Origin of the sequence: Enterococcus durans NBRC 100479 = LMG 10746 (assembly GCF_001544215.1) — a bacterium.
GTDB lineage: Bacteria > Bacillota > Bacilli > Lactobacillales > Enterococcaceae > Enterococcus_B > Enterococcus_B durans.
The window spans coordinates 1-19,456 of sequence record NZ_BCQB01000004.1 but is presented as its reverse complement, the minus strand read 5'-3'; the positions used below and the strand labels follow the sequence as shown (position 1 = coordinate 19,456).

General features: G+C 30.9%; 17 protein-coding genes and 1 pseudogene. 17 read left to right on the top strand and 1 reads right to left on the bottom strand.

Features of this window, described 5'->3' with window-relative positions; translation table 11 throughout:
* Positions 1-283: 283 nt before the first annotated feature.
* Genes ED2_RS01850 through ED2_RS01775 form a run of 16 tightly spaced genes read left to right on the top strand, consistent with a single transcriptional unit; the run spans position 284 to position 17,296 of the window.
* Positions 284-1,675, top strand: a complete 1,392-nt coding sequence (locus ED2_RS01850; protein ID WP_016177087.1) for a sugar transferase — start codon at positions 284-286, stop codon at positions 1,673-1,675.
* Between the two features lie 15 nt (positions 1,676-1,690).
* Positions 1,691-2,731 (top strand): glycosyltransferase family 2 protein, encoded by a 1,041-nt coding sequence (locus ED2_RS01845; protein ID WP_016177088.1) that lies wholly within the window; start codon positions 1,691-1,693, stop codon positions 2,729-2,731.
* An 18-nt stretch (positions 2,732-2,749) separates the two neighbouring features.
* Positions 2,750-3,835 (top strand): glycosyltransferase family 1 protein, encoded by a 1,086-nt coding sequence (locus ED2_RS01840; protein ID WP_016177089.1) that lies wholly within the window; start codon positions 2,750-2,752, stop codon positions 3,833-3,835.
* A gap of 32 nt (positions 3,836-3,867) precedes the next feature.
* Positions 3,868-4,830 (top strand): beta-1,6-N-acetylglucosaminyltransferase, encoded by a 963-nt coding sequence (locus ED2_RS01835; RefSeq protein WP_002289068.1) that lies wholly within the window; start codon positions 3,868-3,870, stop codon positions 4,828-4,830.
* A complete protein-coding gene (locus tag ED2_RS01830) occupies positions 4,823-6,250 on the top strand; it encodes an O-antigen ligase family protein (RefSeq protein WP_016177090.1) in 1,428 nt (475 codons plus the stop codon). Before ED2_RS01835 ends, ED2_RS01830 begins: the two co-directional genes overlap by 8 nt.
* Before the next feature lies 1 nt (position 6,251).
* On the top strand, positions 6,252-7,322 hold the full coding sequence (locus tag ED2_RS01825) for a polysialyltransferase family glycosyltransferase (RefSeq protein ID WP_002292876.1): 1,071 nt from the start codon (positions 6,252-6,254) through the stop codon (positions 7,320-7,322).
* Positions 7,309-8,730, top strand: coding sequence for an oligosaccharide flippase family protein (locus tag ED2_RS01820; RefSeq protein ID WP_016177091.1), 1,422 nt, complete (start codon positions 7,309-7,311; stop codon positions 8,728-8,730). The genes ED2_RS01825 and ED2_RS01820 overlap by 14 nt, the downstream gene beginning before the upstream one ends.
* Positions 8,731-8,742: 12 nt before the next feature.
* Positions 8,743-9,750: a UDP-N-acetylglucosamine 4,6-dehydratase family protein gene (locus ED2_RS01815; protein ID WP_002289359.1), complete on the top strand. Its 1,008-nt coding sequence runs from the start codon at positions 8,743-8,745 to the stop codon at positions 9,748-9,750.
* Positions 9,751-9,761: 11 nt separating this feature from the next.
* A complete protein-coding gene (gene neuB / locus ED2_RS01810; RefSeq protein ID WP_002292874.1) occupies positions 9,762-10,766 on the top strand; it encodes an N-acetylneuraminate synthase in 1,005 nt (334 codons plus the stop codon).
* Positions 10,763-11,911: a UDP-N-acetylglucosamine 2-epimerase gene (gene neuC / locus ED2_RS01805; RefSeq protein WP_016177093.1), complete on the top strand. Its 1,149-nt coding sequence runs from the start codon at positions 10,763-10,765 to the stop codon at positions 11,909-11,911. The genes neuB and neuC overlap by 4 nt, the downstream gene beginning before the upstream one ends.
* A complete protein-coding gene (locus ED2_RS01800) occupies positions 11,884-12,561 on the top strand; it encodes an acetyltransferase (protein ID WP_016177094.1) in 678 nt (225 codons plus the stop codon). The genes neuC and ED2_RS01800 overlap by 28 nt, the downstream gene beginning before the upstream one ends.
* Positions 12,512-13,693: a DegT/DnrJ/EryC1/StrS family aminotransferase gene (locus tag ED2_RS01795; protein WP_002289364.1), complete on the top strand. Its 1,182-nt coding sequence runs from the start codon at positions 12,512-12,514 to the stop codon at positions 13,691-13,693. The genes ED2_RS01800 and ED2_RS01795 overlap by 50 nt, the downstream gene beginning before the upstream one ends.
* Positions 13,694-13,705: 12 nt before the next feature.
* Complete coding sequence (locus ED2_RS01790; protein ID WP_060789682.1) at positions 13,706-14,683, top strand: Gfo/Idh/MocA family protein; 978 nt, start codon at positions 13,706-13,708, stop codon at positions 14,681-14,683.
* Positions 14,683-15,591 carry a Gfo/Idh/MocA family oxidoreductase gene (locus tag ED2_RS01785; protein WP_016177096.1) on the top strand — a complete coding sequence of 303 codons (909 nt, stop codon included), beginning with the start codon at positions 14,683-14,685 and terminating at the stop codon, positions 15,589-15,591. Before ED2_RS01790 ends, ED2_RS01785 begins: the two co-directional genes overlap by 1 nt.
* Positions 15,592-16,344, top strand: a complete 753-nt coding sequence (locus ED2_RS01780) for an acylneuraminate cytidylyltransferase family protein (RefSeq protein WP_002289370.1) — start codon at positions 15,592-15,594, stop codon at positions 16,342-16,344.
* A 4-nt stretch (positions 16,345-16,348) separates the two neighbouring features.
* Positions 16,349-17,296 (top strand): NAD-dependent epimerase/dehydratase family protein, encoded by a 948-nt coding sequence (locus ED2_RS01775; RefSeq protein WP_016177097.1) that lies wholly within the window; start codon positions 16,349-16,351, stop codon positions 17,294-17,296.
* A gap of 147 nt (positions 17,297-17,443) precedes the next feature.
* On the opposite strand, the pseudogene ED2_RS01770 reads toward ED2_RS01775, so the two are convergent.
* Positions 17,444-18,310 (bottom strand): annotated as a pseudogene (locus ED2_RS01770) (ISL3 family transposase); the annotation flags it as partial.
* Positions 18,311-18,794: 484 nt separating this feature from the next.
* Here ED2_RS01770 and ED2_RS01765 point away from each other — a divergent pair.
* The coding region (locus ED2_RS01765) for a glycosyltransferase family protein (RefSeq protein WP_217994428.1) at positions 18,795-19,456 on the top strand (662 nt) is incomplete at its 3' end.

Below are 19,456 nucleotides of genomic sequence, written 5' to 3'. Positions count from 1 at the left end.
GATTTGGGAAGGTGGAGTATCTGAAAAATATAAAGGTAAAGGTTCACTTTATGAGTGGGTAAAAGAAAAAGTAGCAAATACTTCGACTTCTTTAATTTACCAACAATAGTGAAAATCGATTCATCTGGAGATTTGTACTTTAGCGTTCTTATCCTGATTAGAGGTGTATAAAGCTTTTTATTAGACATTTTTAAATTCCATTACAATTTGCTTATAAACTAGGTTTTTAAAGGTGGCTATGGTAAGATAATAGAGGTATTATTTTGTGATTAGGAGTGTATATATGAATAAAAATGGAGAATGGAGTGCTGCACGACGGATATTCATTATATTAATGGATGTTATTGTATACAATGTAGCAATATATAGTAGTTTCTTACTGAAGTTTCGTGGAGAGATCCCATTACGAAATCTAGAAACTTTCCAACACTCAGCAATTATTATTTCAGTGATCTTTATTGCGTTGAACATTTTGTTGGGTGCATATGTTTTTTATAATCGAATGATCAGTGACATCGTGTTTGTCACAGTCATCGGTCAGGTATTGATGACACTAGGGATCATGGTAGTGACTTTTGCGGGCCGTTGGTTTGCTTTTCCACGTCTCGTTATCTTACTTTCATTTGTCCTTGGTACGCTTTTCTTAAGTATCTATCGTATTCTCGTATATAAACTTTATTTACGAGTAAGCCGAGATAAAAAGGTCGTCATCATTGGGTTAGAAAAGGATGTCGCACCAGCAATCCAAAATTTTGGTTCAAAGAAAAACAACAAACATAAAGTCGAAGCAGTCATTCTTGATAACTATTATGCAAATATCAAAAATATGATTAAAGACATCGATATTGTCTATCTTGCTTCTCATATCGAAGAAGCTGAAAAAATCAAAATCTATCAATTAGTTACTAAAAATGAAAAAAAATTATTTTTGAATACAACATTTGAAAACTTGACATTGATCAATCCAAATATTATGAATTTTGAAGATGAAAGTATCATTGAAGCATCTGGATTTAGAATCCAACCTGAATATGAACTATTCAAACGTTTGTTTGATATCATCGTTTCACTTATTTTACTAGTTATTGCTTCACCCTTTATGTTATTCACAGCAATTTTAGTCAAAGTGACATCACCGGGACCAATCATCTATAAACAAGTGCGGATCACAAAAAATCAAAAGGAATTTTCAATCTATAAATTCCGCTCGATGACTGCCACAGCCGAAGCAAAATCTGGACCAGTTTTAGCTAAGAGCAATGATGCACGAGTAACACCTGTAGGCAAATTTATTCGAGCTGTCCGCTTTGATGAATTACCACAAATCTTCAATGTGCTGAAAGGCGATATGTCGATCGTAGGACCACGTCCTGAACGTCCTTTCTTCGTCGATCAGTTCAATGCAGAAAACCCTTATTACTACTTACGGCATAATGTTCGTGCCGGTATCACTGGGTATGCACAAGTCTATGGGAAATATGTCTCTGATTACAACAGTAAATTACGTTTTGATTTACTTTATATCAAAAAATATTCATTGATGCTTGATTTAAAGATCTTACTGCAAACCATCAAGATCCTATTTGATAAAATGTCCTCTCAAGGACTTGAAGAAGACGAAAATGTGATCTCATTGGCAGAAATTGCTTTTCCGAATGAAAAAATCTTTCGCTAGTTGGGAGGCGTAAAAATGAACAATCCGAAATTCAGCATAATCGTACCAGTATATAATGCAGAAGCAACTATTGGTCGAACGATTGATATTCTAAAAGAATTGGATTATGAAGAGTACGAAGTCGTTTTAGTAAATGATGGATCAACGGATCAAACACAGAAAATCATTCAAGAACTGATTGAAAATGATGAACGTTTTGAATTGATTACTACGACCAATCAAGGGCCTGGCTTAGCAAGAAACGAAGGAATAAGACACTCAAAAGGAGAATATCTCTTATTCTTCGATGCAGATGACACGCCAGTAAAAACGATCTTGTCAGATTATGATCATTTGCTAGAAAAGAGTCCAAAAGCGGATCTTGTTGTTAGTTCGTTTGTTTTTCGTACAATGGACGAGGGAAAGATTGTTTCCGAAAAAGAAAACTTAGTTACAGAATATCACTATTTAACTCACGAAGAGTTCATAAAAGACATGTATCAATTAATGAATGAACAGTTGATGTATGTTGTATGGAATAAATGCTATCGCAGCGATATTCTGAAAAATAACCAAATTCTATTTAAAACTTATAATAGTTGTGAGGATCGAATATTTAACTTACATTATTATGAATACTGTCATCAAGTGATCATGAACCCAAAAGTAGAATATATTTATGAATTTGAAGGTGGGAAGGGGATCACTAATCAATACCGACCTAACAAGTTCGAAACATTTAAAGAATTCTATTCATTAGCAAATACTGTAACAGACGGTATTAATAAAGACGGTATGGCGGCGCTTCTTTTAAAAGGGACAACTTCAGTTATTTTTTCTATTTATAGTACCTCCGCAAGAAATTCAAAAGAGAAGAAAGACGAAGCAAAGCAGATATTGAGTGATCCAGTGATCCGAGAAGCCAAGCAAATTGCTAAGACGGATTCTTCAGCAAAAAAAATAACAAAGTTGCTTTACAATATGCCAGCTCCACTATTTTTATCTGCTGTAAAAGTTGGAAGCTTCGTTGAAGTGAAAATGCCAGGGTTAATGGCTGCTTTGAAGCGAGTATATTAGTTAATGGAGGAAAATATAATGAAAAGAATTTTGCACTTTCAGGGACGAATGGGTTTAGGTGGAGCAGAGTCTTTCATGATGAATTTATATCGTAAAATTGATCGTACAAACTATCAATTTGATTTTTTGATTTATGAAGATTATGCAGATGTTCAAGACTATCATTCAGAGATTGAAAGATTAGGAGGCCGTATTTTTGTTGTACCTAATCCTAAGAAAAATATTTTTAAATATTTAATAGAAGTGAATAAGTTACTAAAAAAAGAATCTTTTTCTATAGTTCACAATCAGGTTTATTTTGGCGGGGGAATTAATTTATGGTTAGCCAAAAAGAATGGAATCAGACAGAGAATTGCTCATAGCCATGCAACTGAAGATGGAAAATCTCAAAATATTGTAATGAATGTATTGCGTAAATTTTTAACCAAATTGTTGTTACAAAATGCAACAGACTACCTTGCCGTTAGTCAAGAAGCTGGTGAAAGTCTGTTTCAAAACCATCCCTTTGAGATAGTTCATAATGGTATTGATTTAGAGCTTTATAGTAAAAATTCAGAAGCTAAGGTTAATAAGAGAAAAGAATTGGATATCTCAATGAGTACTTTTGTTGTGGGAAACATTGGACGATTAGAGAAACAAAAAAATCAATCTTATTTGTTAGAGATTTTTTTAGAAATACTAAAAATGAATTCTGATTCTTACTTGATTTTAGTAGGTGAAGGGTCACTTAGAAATAAACTGAAAGCCAAAGCAGTAGAATTGGATATAGAGAAAAGAGTAAAATTTTTAGGAGAAAGAAACGATATTTCCGAGTTATTATCTGTGATGGATGTTTTTGTAATGCCTTCTCTTTATGAAGGCCTGCCAATGGTTGGATTAGAAGCACAAGCAGCAAAATTAAAATTAGTCTTAGCAGATACTATTTCCAAAGATACAAAGTTAACAAATAATGTGGATTTTGTATCATTAGATGAAACACCACAAGAATGGGCAAAAAAAGTAATAAAAGAGCCGTATGCTAATAAAATAACACAAGAACTAAAGAGTTATGATGTTTCGTACACTACTGAACAAATGGAGAGTATATATAGTAGAGATCATTAAAAATGTTCAAGATATTTTAGGAGTGATTATTTTTGAAAATATGTTATTTGATATTGGCATACAATGATATTGGCAACTTAAAGAGATTGGTCAATCGATTGAACGAAAATGCAGTTTTTATTATTCATATAGATAAAAAAACTGATATAGAACCATTTATTGAAGCATTTAAATCATATGATAATGTTGAATTTTTATGTAATAAAAACCGTGTTAAAATTTATTGGGGTGGTTTTTCCATTGTACAAGCAGAAATCAATTTAGTAAAGAGAGCATTACAAAATGAGAAATATTTAAAATATGTATTATTATCTGGTGCTGATTATCCAATCAAAGATAATGAGTATATTTATAATTATTTTAAAAAGAATAGTTCAGTGGAGTTTATTCGTGGAATAGATCTAGATCAAATTAAACATAAAGAATTTTATTATAAACATATAGATGTATATCAAAAACATGATTATCCTAGAATTAATAGGAATAACACAACTGCATTTAAAATTTTTAGAGCTATAATTAATCGTTGTCTGAGGATGATTAAACTTCCCCCAAAAATTAGACACCATAAATTTGATTTGTATCATGGTTCTCAATGGTGGGCTTTGTCGAAAGAATGCCTAACAGAATTAATACAAATGTATGAACAAAATCAACAAGACTACCTGAATTTTAAAATAGGTATGTTTGCTCCAGATGAAAAATTTTTTCATACACTTTTTTTTAATTCCTCGTTCAAAAATAAAAATGTTATTGGAGGACCAGATTTACCACTTGAATTGAAAAATATTGAAGAAACTACTTTACAAACTTCGAAATTAGCAAATATTCATATTATTGATCCTTCCATGAACAAATGGTTTGATGAAAGGGATATAGATCAAATAAAAGAAAGTGAAAAATTATTTGTAAGAAAAGTTAAATCGGATTACTCTGATAAACTATTAAATAGAATTGATAAAGAAATTTTGAAAGTTGGAAATATAGATGAATAGAATAGTACCTGTTTTAGAGAAGAGTTTATTAAGTCGAGATGCGTTTCGAGTAATAAATTTAATCATTTGTCTGCTTTATTTTATGCCTAGTACTTTTAATGTAACTAATATCCCGATGAAAATAGCTTTTGCTTGGGGTGGAATTATAGTTTTGTATGAGGTTTTTATAAAGAAAAATTTTTTTAAAATGCGTTTTTCTTGGCTGTTGATTGTAGCAATGATTAGTTTTATCTTAACTATAATCATTAACAGAGAAAATTTTTTAATTCCGTCTATTTATAATTTTGGATATTTGCTGATTACTTTGATAGTAATTTTTCCTTCAGACTTTTCACAAAGTGAAGAGGAAAAAAAGAAAAAAATGGTGTATTTTAATAATGTTTTCATTATCATAATTTTTTTAGCTGCACTAATATCTATCTATCAATTTATTTTTTTGATTTCTTATCATGTCCCAACAGGAACGCCAGGATTATTTGCAAGACAAGGTTTTATTGAACATCGGTTATTTGGTGTCTATACAAGTCCAAATGTTGGAGCTATGTTTGGATATACTTCTATTATTTTAAGTTTAATTAGTGTATTAATTTCAAAAATAACAAAAACGATTCGTGTTTTTTATATGATGAATTTTATCGTACAAATATTTTATATTACACTTTCTTCGTCTAGAGGTGCCCAGGTAGTAATTTGTTCTTTTTTAGTATTATTTCTTTTGTTGTTTGCCAATTCAAAATTTAGAAAGAGCATTAGGGAAGTACTACCTGTAAAAATCAAATGGATGGTAAGCATATTATTAGTTCTATTGGTATATTTTTCTTTTGGTACTAATTATGCTAAGGATTTTTTAGCAACAATTCCTGTATCGATTGATAGAAAAGTAGAAGTTATAGAGTCAAATGAATCAGATAAAACTCCACTTCCAGAAAAAGAAGTAATATTACAGCATTCTAGTGATAACTCCGAAATTTCAGCTGGTCGTTTTACGATTTGGAAAGCTGCGCTTAAAGTTATAAGACCAACTTTGTTATTTGGCTATGGAGAGACCGATTTCTATGGGAATAGCGATGCAAAATTTTTGAAAAAAGTAGATATTGATACTACAGATGTGAATGAACTAAAAAGAGCACATGGAAACATGCATAATGGATTTCTTCAAGTACTTGTATCAAGTGGTATAATTGCTTTTATATGTATCTATGCTTTCTATGTGTTAAATATCTTTAGTTTACTCAAAACATTTTTTAGAAGTAAAGTGAATTATGCGTTTCTTGGTATTGTTTTAATTTTTATACTATCTATTTTTATAGATGAAATGGTGGAGGCTCATGTACTTTTCAATAAGCGCGATGTCATTTCAATTGTTTTCTGGTATTATTTGGGAAGCATTTCTTACTTGTATTTAAAAAAGGAGAATTAATATGAAGACAGCTTTCATTGCTTGGACTCCTTTACATTTGATTAATATATTAAATGTTTATCAAAATTTTTACCGAGAATCAAAAGGAGATTTATTTATTTATTCTGAATTTGAAAACGCTAGAAGATATAGTGAGCGTATAAAAGAATTAGGGCTATTTAATGATGTTGTTTTTGTGAATCACCGGAAAATCGGTTCTTCCTTTAAACGTAAAATTAACTTGTTAACTAACCATAATCAATTTTTCTCGGATGATTTATCCGTTTATGATGAAATTTTTATACAGGGGGAAAATTATTTCACAAAAATACTTTTCTCCAATGTTTACAAAAAAAATCCAGATGTAAAACTAAATTATATAGAAGATGGTTTGGGTACTTATTTGAAGAAGAGTATATTTTCAACAAGTAAAAACGTTCAAAGAGTTTTTAAAATATTAAATAAAAATAGCATCTTCAAAAAAAAAATTGACGATTATTTTGTCTATTGTCCGGAATTGTTACTTTATGATGTAAAAAATATAAAAAAAATTCCCAAGATAGATGAAAACAGTAAATTGATGAAAAACATACAATCAATCTTTGGGATAGAAGAAGTTTTTGTCGGAGATAAATGTATCTTTTTTGATCAACCTTTATTATCTGATGGTTATGGCATAGATGAAACAGATATTTTCGCTAAAGTAAATAGTATATTTTCTGGAAAAAAAGAAACTTTAATTAAGCTTCATCCTAGAGCAAGGACAAATCGTTATGGTGAAAAAAACATATTGAATTCCAGTTTACCGTTTGAAGTCTTGCTACTTGAAAATGACTTCTCTTCAACACTTTTGATTAGTCCTATATCTACAATTTCTTTTTCACCATCTATGATGTTTGAAAAGACGATCAACTCTATTATGTTGGCTAAATTAATTTTAAATGAATATACAGCATTATCTGAAGATAAAAAAGAAACATTGACAAATATTGTTCTTTTCTGTGAACAATATAACCGTCTATCAGAAGAAAAAATTTTACTCCCAGAAAACTGGGCAGAATTAAGAAAGTTGGTAGAGTATGGGATTATTTAACACACTTTCCAAGTCAAAATTAGTTAAGTCCAGTTTCTGGTATACTATAGGGAATTTTTTTATTAAGGGAATTTCATTCATAACTATTCCTATTTTTGTAAATATTACTACTCAAGCAGAATATGGTTTGATTAATAATTTCACTTCATTTGTATCAATTTTTTCGATTCTTGTTGGGCTAAGCCTAAATTCGGCAATTAATAATGCAAGTTTTGACTATAAAGATGACATAAATGAATTTATGTCATCGGTACTTTCTCTAGCTACACTTTCGTTAATTGTGTTCTTATTAATAGGGAACATATATTTTTTGTTTTCAAATGCTTTTTTTGATATGAACCAACTTGTATTTAATTTGATGTTATTACAAAGTTTTGCTAGTTTTGTAATTAGTTATATCCAGTCTTATTTTACGATTAACTTTAACCATTTTAAATATTTGATTTTATCTTTTATATCTACTTTTTTGAATATTGCAATCTCTGTAGCTTTGATGCAGACATTATATTTTGATGATAAATATGTTGGCAGAGTAGTCGGCGGAACACTGTCATTTGTGTTGATAGGTTTAGTAATTTATTTAAGAATAATGATAAAGGGTGCTCATTTTTTTGATAAAAAACAGTGGAGATACGCTTTAAAAATCTCTTTGCCGCTAATCCCACATTCCTTAGCAAATATAGTTTTAGCACAATTCGATAGAATTATGATTAATTCTTATTTAGGTCCTGCTGCGGGGGGAATATATTCCTACATTAGTAACATAGGTATTATTCTAAGCGTAATATGGATGTCTACTAATAACGCCTGGGTTCCATGGTTCTATGGTGAGATGAGTAAAAATAATGAAAAAAAAGTGAAGAAAGTTAGTAACTATTATTTAGTAGTCTTTACTTTGATTACGATGATTGTAATGGTAGTTTCGATTGATTTAGCAAAATTTATGGCTCCGAAAGACTATTATTCTGGGTTATCTTTAGTGATTCCGATAACCTTAGGCTATTTCTTTCAGTTTTTATATAGTTTACCAGTTAATGCTGAATTTTATGAGAAAAAAACATCGTTTATTGCGATTGGTACAGTAGCAAGTGCTATAGTTAATATACTATTAAACATGATTTTCATACCTAGGTTAGGAATAATTGCTGCTGGATACACAACCGTATTTACGTATTTTTTACTTTTTATTTTTCATTATAATATCGCTAAAAAAATTACGAATAAACAATTATTTGACACAAAAAAAATATGTATCATAATAATTTTTGTATCAATTTTTTCTTTGATACTTCATATTTTAATCAATCAAATGTTGATTCGTTACGTTTTGACATCATTATTGATAATTAGTTTAGTTATATATTTTTTAAAGATTAAGAATCGAATTATAGATGACTATAATTCATAGGAGGAGATATAAGTGTTTAAAGGAAAAACAATATTAGTAACTGGCGGAACTGGTTCCATTGGAAGTGAAATTGTTCGTCAGCTTTTAAAATATGAACCAAAAGCTATCAGAATTTATAGTAGAGGTGAAGAAAAACAATTTTATATGCAACAAGAGCTCTCAAATCACACTAATTTGAGATTTTTAATTGGTGATATCAGAGACTCTCAAAGGATTGATTATGCATGTCGTGATGTGGATATTATTTTTCATGCTGCCGCAATGAAACACGTTCCAGCAAGTGAATATAATCCTATGGAAGCTGTAAAAACAAATGTGATGGGAACTCAAAATGTAATAGATGCAGCGATCAAAAATAATGTAAAACATTTTGTAGGTATCAGTACAGATAAAGTAGTGAGTCCTACTAACACGATGGGTGCGACAAAGTTATTGAGTGAAAAATTAATAATAGCTGCCAATCAGTATAAAGGAAAAACAGAAACAATATTTTCTTGTGTAAGGTTTGGAAATGTCATGGGGTCAAGTGGATCTGTTATTCCTCTTTTTAGTAAACAAATAAAAAACAATAAAGATATTACTTTGACAGATGTTGATATGACACGATTTATGATGTCAATACCGGATGCTGCAAGATTAGTTCTGTCTGCTGCCATGAATTCAAAATTTGGAGAAACATATGTCTTAAAAATGCCGGCAATCAATATTTTAACTTTAGCTCAATCATTAATAAAAATATATAATGATACACATGATGAAAAATATAGAGGTGAAATAAAAGTTGTAGGTATCAGGCCAGGAGAAAAATTATATGAAGAGCTAATGACTACAGACGAAATTGAACGCTCATATGAGAATGATAAAATGTATATCATTCCACCACACTATCATGCTACTGACGAACTGTACAAAGATTATGAAAAAATTAAAATCACTGCATACTCTTCAGATGCAACAGAATTAATGAGTGGACAGGAATTTATTAGAATCGCAAAAGAGAATAATGTCGTGACTTGGTAAGGAGTTTTATGATGAAATCAGAAGTATATGTAATTGCAGAAATTGGTGTAAACCATAATGGAAGTCTAGATTTAGCTTTAGAAAGTATTGATAAAGCTAAAGAATGTGGAGCTAACGCGGTTAAATTTCAAACATTTAAAACGAATAAGCTAGTTTCCAAAAAGGCTCCAATGGCAAAATATCAGAAGGATAATCTTAAAGAGGACAGTTCTCAATTTGAAATGCTAAAAAAATTAGAATTATCTCAATCTGATTTTATTAGAATAAAAGATTATTGTATACAAAATAAAATTGATTTTTTGTCTACTCCTTTTGATGAAGAAAGTGCAGACTTTCTAAAACAAATTGGTGTACAAGGATTTAAAATTGGCTCAGGAGATTTAACAAATTTACCTTTTCTTAGAAAAATAGATATGTATGGGTTGCCAGTTTTATTATCTACAGGTATGGCTGATATTCATGAGGTCAGTGAGGCTGTAGATTGTTTCATAGATAGTCCAGTTACTATTTTACATTGTACTTCAAATTATCCGGCTAGTTCTGAAGATATTAATTTATTGGCGATTAACACATTAAAAGAAATGTTCGGGATACCCGTTGGGTACTCCGATCATTCATTGGGATATGATGTTGGTATTTGTGCTGTTGCAATGGGTGCTAAGGTAATTGAGAAACATTTTACCTTGGATAAGGAACTACCTGGTCCAGATCATAAAGCTTCTTTAGATCCTCAGGAATTTGCAGATTTTGTAAAGCATATTAGAAACACTGAAATATTTTTAGGTGATGGTGTTAAGCGAGCAATGCCTTCTGAACTTAGTACAAAAGAAGTATCAAGAAAAAGCCTAGTGGTCACTGAGAATTTAAATGTGGGAGATATTCTTACAGAGAAATCTCTTACAATAAAACGTCCTGGAAATGGAATAGCTCCTAAGTTTTTATATCAATATATTGGCAAAAAAGTTAAAAGACCAATAAGTGCAGATAGTGTTCTGCTTGAGGAAGATGTTGAATGAAAAAAATACTTATAGTAAGTGGAACACGAGCTGATTATGGAATATATAAACCTGTTGCTGAGAATTTACTACAAGATAATTGGGATGTATCATTTGTTATTTCTGGAATGCATTTATCCCATAAATATGGATTTACTAAAGAATTGATCTTAGCTGACGGATTTAGAATTAGTGGAGAAGTCCAAAGTTTGTTTTTAGAGAACAATAAGGGAAACATGGCTCGGTCTGTGGCATTAGAGATAAATGGTTTCACAAATATATTTGAACAAACTAGCCCTGATTTTGTATTATTACTAGGGGATAGAGGAGAAATGTTGGCAGCTGCGATAGCTTGTTTGTATCTTGGAATCAAAACAGCACATATTCACGGAGGCGAAGTGTCTGGTACTGTAGATGAATCAATAAGACATGCCATAACGAAAATAGCATCTGTTCATTTTGCTGCTACGGAAAAAAGCAAAGAGCGTTTAATAAAAATGGGGGAAGATTCTTGGAGAGTTTTTTCCGTCGGAGCTCCTAGAATAGATACTATTTTAAATAATAGATTACCTAGTTTTAGAGATATAAAAGAAAAATATCATCTAAAATTTGAAAAGAAAAAATACGTTTTGCAAGTATTTCATCCAGTTGTAACCGAACTAGAAAATATAGAAAAACAAGTTTTAGCTTTGATCAATTCAATGGAACAACAATCTCAACCAATTATTTGCATTTTACCTAATAGTGATGCTGGCAGCGAAATTATCAGAAAAATGTACCAGAAATATTTAAAAACGGATATTATTTATATTACGAATTTAGAGCCGGAGGAATACCTGACTATATTAAAAGAGTGCAAATTTATGATCGGAAATTCTTCTTCTGGGATAATTGAAGCTGCATCATTCAAAATACCAGTAATAAATTTAGGAACCAGACAAAATGGACGAGAACAATCTAAAAATATTATAAATGCAAATCTAAATGAAAATGAAATTGAAACTGCTTTGAATAAAATACAAGATCCTCAGTTTATAAAAAGCTTGAAAAATGTTAAGAACATCTACGGTGACGGCAACAGTTCTAGAAGAATAACAAAAACATTGAATCAAATATTGAATGATGGGGAAGATATTAAGTGGATTCAAAAACAAATAGCTTATTAAAATATACTAGTGATCCATATATTATTATTGGGGCTGGCGGACACGCAAAAGTCATTATTGAAACCTTAAGATTAGAAAATAAGTTAATATATGGATTTTTTGATGATAAGCAAAATAAAATGCAAGATCTGAAATATCTTGGGAAAATAAACGAATTGAATAGCTGGGCGGATAGCAAAAAAAAAATCTATAAATTTATTGTAGCTATTGGTGACTGTGTAGTAAGAAAAAAGATTATAAAAAAATTGAATATGCCAAGTGAGCAATATGGAATAGCTGTTCATCCAAGTGCTATAGTGGCAAAAGAAATTTCAATTGGTTATGGAACTGTTATTTTTGCGAATTCTGTAATTAACCCAGGTGCTGTAATTGGAGAGCATGCTATAATAAACACAGGTAGCATTGTTGAGCATGATTGTAGAATTAATAACTATGTTCATTTATCTCCAGGTGTATGCTTAGCGGGTGGAGTACATGTAGGTGTAGGAACTCAAATAGGAATTGGTTCTCAATGTATCCAGATGAAGAAAATTGGATCTTGGTGTATGATAGGCGCAGGGAGCACTATTGTTAAGGATATTCCCTCACATTCCTTAGCTTATGGCAATCCAGCTAAAATTAAGAAAGAAGGAATTAATTTTGAATTCTAGAATTTTATTATCAAGTCCTCATATGGGAGGAACAGAAGAAAAATATGTTGCTAAGGCTTTTAAAGATAATTGGATAGCGCCATTAGGTGAAAATGTGGATAAATTTGAAGAAAGTATTACAAAATATACTGGTTCTAAGGGCGGAGCTTCTGCGTTAAGTTCAGGTACAGCTGCCATACATCTTGCCTTAAGACTGCTTAATGTTGGAAAAAACGATATTGTCTTTGCTCCTTCATTTACTTTTATAGCTACAGTAAATCCTATTTTATATCAAGGGGCTGTACCAGTGTTCATTGACTCAGAACCTAATACATGGAATATGAGCCCTGTTGCACTAGAGAGCGCATTAGAAGAAGCTGAAAGAAACAACCAATTACCTAAGGCAATCATCGTAGTGAATTTATATGGTCAAATGGCTGATTATGAACGAATTTTAGCTATTGCAAACCAATTTAATGTTCCAGTGATAGAAGATGCAGCGGAATCGTTAGGTTCTACTTATAAGGGAATTTCGTCAGGCTTATTTGGGACAATTGGGATCTATTCATTTAACGGTAATAAGATCATCACAACCTCAGGTGGAGGAGCTCTAGTGTCTAGTGATAAAAAATATGTTGAGCATTCAAGATTTTTAGCAACACAAGCAAGAGATCAAGCACCGTATTATCAACATAGCGAAATAGGTTATAATTACCGTCTAAGCAATATTTCTGCCGGTATCGGACGTGGACAAATGGAAGTATTGAATGATAGAGTAGCTAAACGAAGAGAAATTTTCAATCGATATAAGGAAGCTTTTTCTGGAATTGATAGAATTGAAATGATGCCAGAAGTGGATGGCATGGTGCCAAATCGCTGGTTGTCTACTTTAACAATCAATGATTACAATTCTATTGATCAAGTAGTTAACGTAATAAATAAACTAAATGAAAAAAACATTGAAACAAGAGCTTTGTGGAAACCACTACATTTGCAACCAGTATTTCAAGGGGTAAAAATGTATTACCATGATAATAATCTTAGTGTGTCAGAAAAGTTATTTAATAGCGGCTTATGCTTACCTTCTGGAAGTAATATGACAGATAGTGAACAAGAATTTGTTATTGATGAGTTTAAAAAAATATTCAAGTAGGTGTGATATTTTATGAACATAGGAATTATTGGTTTAGGTTCCATGGGGAAAAGAAGACTTAGACTCATTCAAGAACACTTTAATGATATTTTACTATGTGGTGTTGATACTAATGAGGCGAGACGAAAAGAAGTTGAAAAGGAATTTGGAATACCAACTTATAATAGTCTAACAGAGGCAAAAAATTTGTTTGAAATAAATTCAGTTTTTGTTTGTACATCCCCTATAACCCATGAATTTATTATAAAAGAGGCTTTAAATCTAGATTGTAATATCTTTACGGAAATCAATTTATTAAATGAATATTATGATGAAATAATCGAAGTAGCTAAAAAGAAAGATAGATTACTTTATCTATCTTCTACATTTTTGAAGAGAAAAGAGATTCAATACATTAAGTCTAAAGTGACGCATAATAAAAAAATTTCTTATCAATACCATGTAGGACAGTATTTACCCGACTGGCATCCTTGGGAAGATTATCGCAATTTTTTTGTTTCAAACAAAAAAACTAATGGGTGTAGAGAAATATTCGCTATTGAATTACCTTGGATTATAGATACATTTGGGAAAGTTAAATCGTTTACTGTAATGACCCAGAAATTATCCAATCTTGATATTGATTATTCGGATAGTTTCACTCTTATTATTGAGCATGAAACTGGTATAGTTGGAACTTTAAGTGTAGATGTTGTTTCAAGAGTAGCTAAAAGAAATTTAACTATAATTGGTGAAAAGATTTTAATAGAATGGGAAGGTAATCCGGATTCTCTATTTTCATGGAATGAAGAAACTTCTAGTATGACAGATATTCAATTGTACGATGAGGTTATGCATGATAATAATTATTCACATACTATTATTGAAGATGCATATTTAGAGGAGATTAAAGAATTTTTCACGCTTTTGGAAAAGAAATTGGAACCCCAATATACTTTTGAAAAAGATAAGTATATTATTAACTTAATTAACGACATTGAGGTAAATTAATGATGAAAGTAATTTTTTTTGGGTTAGGGTCAATTGGAAAGAGACATCTAAAAAATCTAATAAGCTATGGAAAAAAGAATTCTATTAATTTTGATATAACAGCTTATAGTAGCAGTGGAAAAAAAGAGTTTGAAGAAATAACGTATATTCAAAATAGAGACGATTTGGATACACATTATGATATAGCTTTTATTACAAATCCGACTTTTAAGCATCTGGAAACACTAAATGTAATTGTTGAAAAAGTTGATTACATATTTTTAGAAAAACCTGCTTTTTCTGAGAGTATTGATCTTACTCAATATAATTATGATTACAAAAATATTTATGTTGCTGCTCCACTTAGGTATAAAAATATCATGGAAGTTGTTCGTAATAGTATTCAAAGTAAAAAAGTATATTCTGTAAGAGCTATTTGTTCTACTTATCTTCCTGATTGGAGAAAAGGTACTGATTATAGAAATAATTATTCTGCCTTTAAATCTATGGGGGGAGGAGTGGAATTAGACTGTATACATGAATTGGATTATATTATAAACCTATTTGGTTTCCCTAAATCAGTAAAAAAACAGTTTGGTAAATATTCGAATCTTGAAATTAACAGTAATGATTTAGCAACATATATATTGAGATACGATGATAAAATTATAGAAATTCATTTAGATTATTTTGGAAGAGTTCCTACAAGAAAATTTCAATTGTTTACTTTAGATGAATGTATCAATGTTGACTTATTAAATAATAAAATAAGTTTTAAAGAAAACATTGTTAAAGAAATGCCTGAATCTGCTAATGATATGTATGAGAAGGAGTTGAAATATTTCTTTGAAAACGTAGTAACAGGCAAAGAAAACTGGAATGATTTATATCATGCAAACGAAGTATTGAAAATAGCTGAGGAGAAATAAATGGAAATTTTATTTACTATTTGTGGTAGAGCTGGGTCTAAGGGGTTTAAAAATAAAAATTTGAAATATTTGGCAGGAAAGCCCCTAGTCCATTTCGCTTTAGCAATGATAGATATCTATCAACAAAAACATCCTGAACATAATTGCACGACTTGTTTGAATACGGACAGTAATGAGTTAGTAGAATTGACGACTAAGTTAAATCCGTCTGTGAAAATTGTAGAACGTAAACCTGAATTAGCTACAGATACTGTAGGGAAAATTGAAGTAATACGTGATTCATTCTTACAACTAGAAAGAGAAGATAATATATTTGATTTAATTATAGATTTAGATTTGACTTCACCTTTACGTGAAGTTTCTAATCTTGAAGAATTAATAGATGAACATCTAAAAAATTTAGATAAAGACGTCTACTTTTCAGTTGTTTCTGCAAGACGTAATCCCTATTTTAATATGGTAAAAAGAATTGAAAATGAAGTTACTATAGTTAATAAATCAAGATACACATCTAGGCAACAGACACCTGAAGTTTTTGAAATGAATGCCTCAATGTATTCTTTTAAACCTGAATTTCTAAAAAAAAGTAATTATATTTTTGATGGGCAATGTGGGATAATAAAAATGAGAGATTATCTAATTTTAGATATTGATAGTGAAGAAGATTTTAAATGGTTAGAATTTTTGTTTCCTAAATTTTTAGAAGATTCTTCGGAGCTTCAAGATATCTATAATTATTTATATCGGAGGTAAAAGGATGAGCTGTTATCTTATCACCGGTGGGGCTGGCTTCATTGGTTCTACCTTAGCTAATCATTTAGGAGAAGAACATGTGGTAATCGTCGTTGATGACTTATCAATGGGAAAAGTAGAAAATCTTGATATGACAAAAAATATTACTTTTATTGAGGGGGATGTTGCAGAGAAATCCTTGATGGAAGAGATCATGAAAGCTAATAAATTTGATTATATCTTTCATTTAGCAGCAGTTGCTAGTGTGGCGGATTCAGTTGCTAGACCGGTGGAAACACATCGTGTGAATTTTGAAAGTGTATTAATGATTTTAGAATTGATCCGTAAGTATCAGCATGATTTAAAACGGATCGTATTTAGTTCTTCAGCGGCTGTTTATGGCGATGAACCGACTTTGCCAAAAAAAGAAGAGTCTGTGATTCGCCCATTGACGCCTTATGCGGTTGATAAATTTGCTGCAGAACAATATGTGCTAGATTATTGTCATTTATATGATGTACCTGGTAGCGCAGTTCGTTTCTTCAATGTCTATGGCCCAAATCAAAATCCAAATTCTCCATATAGTGGTGTGATTTCTATTCTCGTAGATCGCTATAAGAAACAAATCGCAGGAGAAGCAACTTCATTTACGATATTTGGTGATGGAAGCCAGTCTAGAGATTTTGTTTATATAGATGATGTAATCCAAGCATTACTTTTAGTTGCGAATGAGGAAGCTGCACTGGGGAAACAATTCAATGTTGGAACGGGTAAAGCAACCACACTTTTGGAATTGATTAATGCAATCAATGAAATTCTCGGTGTAGAATTGACACTTGAATACAAAGAAGAGCGTTCGGGCGATATCCATGACTCTCTAGCAGATATTACTAAGATCCAGTCAATTGGCTATCAACCGAAATATGGTATTTTAAGTGGAATGACTAATTATTTGAAAACTGAAATCAATTAAAACATACTAAGATTAGAGGGTAAATTCAGGCTCTTTGTCAAATGATGTTGGTAAAGAGAAATCTGGCTCTTTGTCAATAAGGACTGATGAGTCTTGTAAAATGAAATCTGGGATAGAAGGACTAACCTTCTGTCTCAGATTTTTTTGTTATTTCACTTGAATCAATTGATTGATCAAAAAAATCCTGATTTTCATGTTCTCAAATGATTTAAATCCGTAAGATAATCGTTTTAGTGTCTTGATATGCGTATTCTTGGCCTCAATTTTGCCATTAGAATAAGGGAAAATCATAGCATTGTAAATGCCTTCCTCATGCGTTAAAAGGTTCTGAAGTTTCGTGCGAAATTGGGCATCAAGCGTTTTAGGAAGATTTTTTAATAAGGTAAAAAATAAGTCAGGTTCTTTGTCTCGAAAGGCTTCGGTCAGCTCATGGAAAAAAGTGTAGGCTTCCTTTAAAGGCGTTGAAAATGCCAGTAATCGATCGATCATCATTGCTTCAGTGAGTAGCGGGTATTTAGGTGCACGAAAACTGCGCCATGTTTTGTAATCATAGTGATTGATTTTTTGACGTTTTTTTAGAAGAAAACGCCAGTTCTTTTTCACTTTCTCAGCTTCTCTCCGTTGCCCTAACTGGTGTAATCTTTTCATTTCTTGTACACGAAAATCATTGAATGCCTGATTCAGATGTTTGATGATGTGAAAACGATCAATGACGACTTTCGCATTCGGTAAGACACGTTTTGTCAATTGAAAATAGGCAGTGTTCATATCTGTCACTAAGTATTCCACAGCTTCAGGATTCGTACATCGACTAAAATAGTGTGTTAATCGCGGTAATTTACGTGTAGGCAAAATATCCATGAGTTTTCCTGTCTCGCCATCCGCACAAATAAAGCTCATTTTATCCTCAATCGAAGCATGCGAACGAAATTCATCCACCATCAATACTTTTGGCAGGGTCCTTTTTGACGGCTTCGGAAGATAGTTTTTCAACTCTTTCAATGTATGAATCATATACCTAAAATAACAATGGGACTGAAGAATCAATTTTGATTCATCAGTCCCATAAATTATAGAGCCTATATTTTGCGAATTGCGCTGCGGTTTCTTCTTTTCTTTTGTCTGTAATATGAATATATAAATCCATAATGATTTGAATAGAAGAGTGGCCTAAACGCTCTTACACATCTTTAATATTTGCACTAGCTTGCTAAAAGCAAGCTAGCATGTGTGTGTCTAAGACCATGAATAGTAATTCGTTTAAGATTGTTTTTCCTGATGATTACATCTAACCATTTTCGAGATTTAGATAATTGAAGGTGTTCATTTCTTTCTGGTAAAAATTTAAATATATAACTACATTTTCTCTACTAACTTTGAAACACTACTTTTGTAATATAAAAAATATTTTATTAATAATAAAATTAATCACAATTTATATAGTGACTAATCTAGTGTTTTAAAAAAATAAATGATACTATATGTAATATAAAAAAACATGAGGTGGTATATGAATTTGAAAAAAAAATTTTTTGTAAAAATATTTATAGTTTATGCATTTGTTAGTTTGTTATATTTATTTCCAGCATTTAAAAACATGGAAATATTTGGCTTTTATGATACGGCATTTCACATTAATCGTGCGTTAAGTTTAGAATCTATTTTTAGCTCCCCTATTAATTTTGAAACGTTTAGATCATATGGCATGCAAGTAAATAATTTTTACCCATGGTTAACTCTATATCCTTTATTTTTATTGATCAAGTTTACTAATTTAGCAATAGGCTATAACCTTTTTCTTTATATTGTTACGCTCATTACTCTATTTATATGTCATTATGTAATGTATGAAATTACCAAAAAACATGTTACTAGCTCCTTTTTCGCTATTATATATACAACATCTTCTTTTAGGAGTGTAGAAATATTTCTTCGAGGGGCAATGGGGGAATTACTCGCAATGTCAATACTTCCTCTTATTTTACTCGGGTTTATAAAGCTTTACGACTCAAAAAAAGAATCTTGGGTTATGCTGGCGATTAGCATGACTTTATTAATTTACACTCATGTTCTTTCTGTAGCTATGACTATGGTAATGATTATAATTGCTTTAATTATTCAATTTTATCGGAAAAAGAAAATAGAAATCTTTTTAATTAT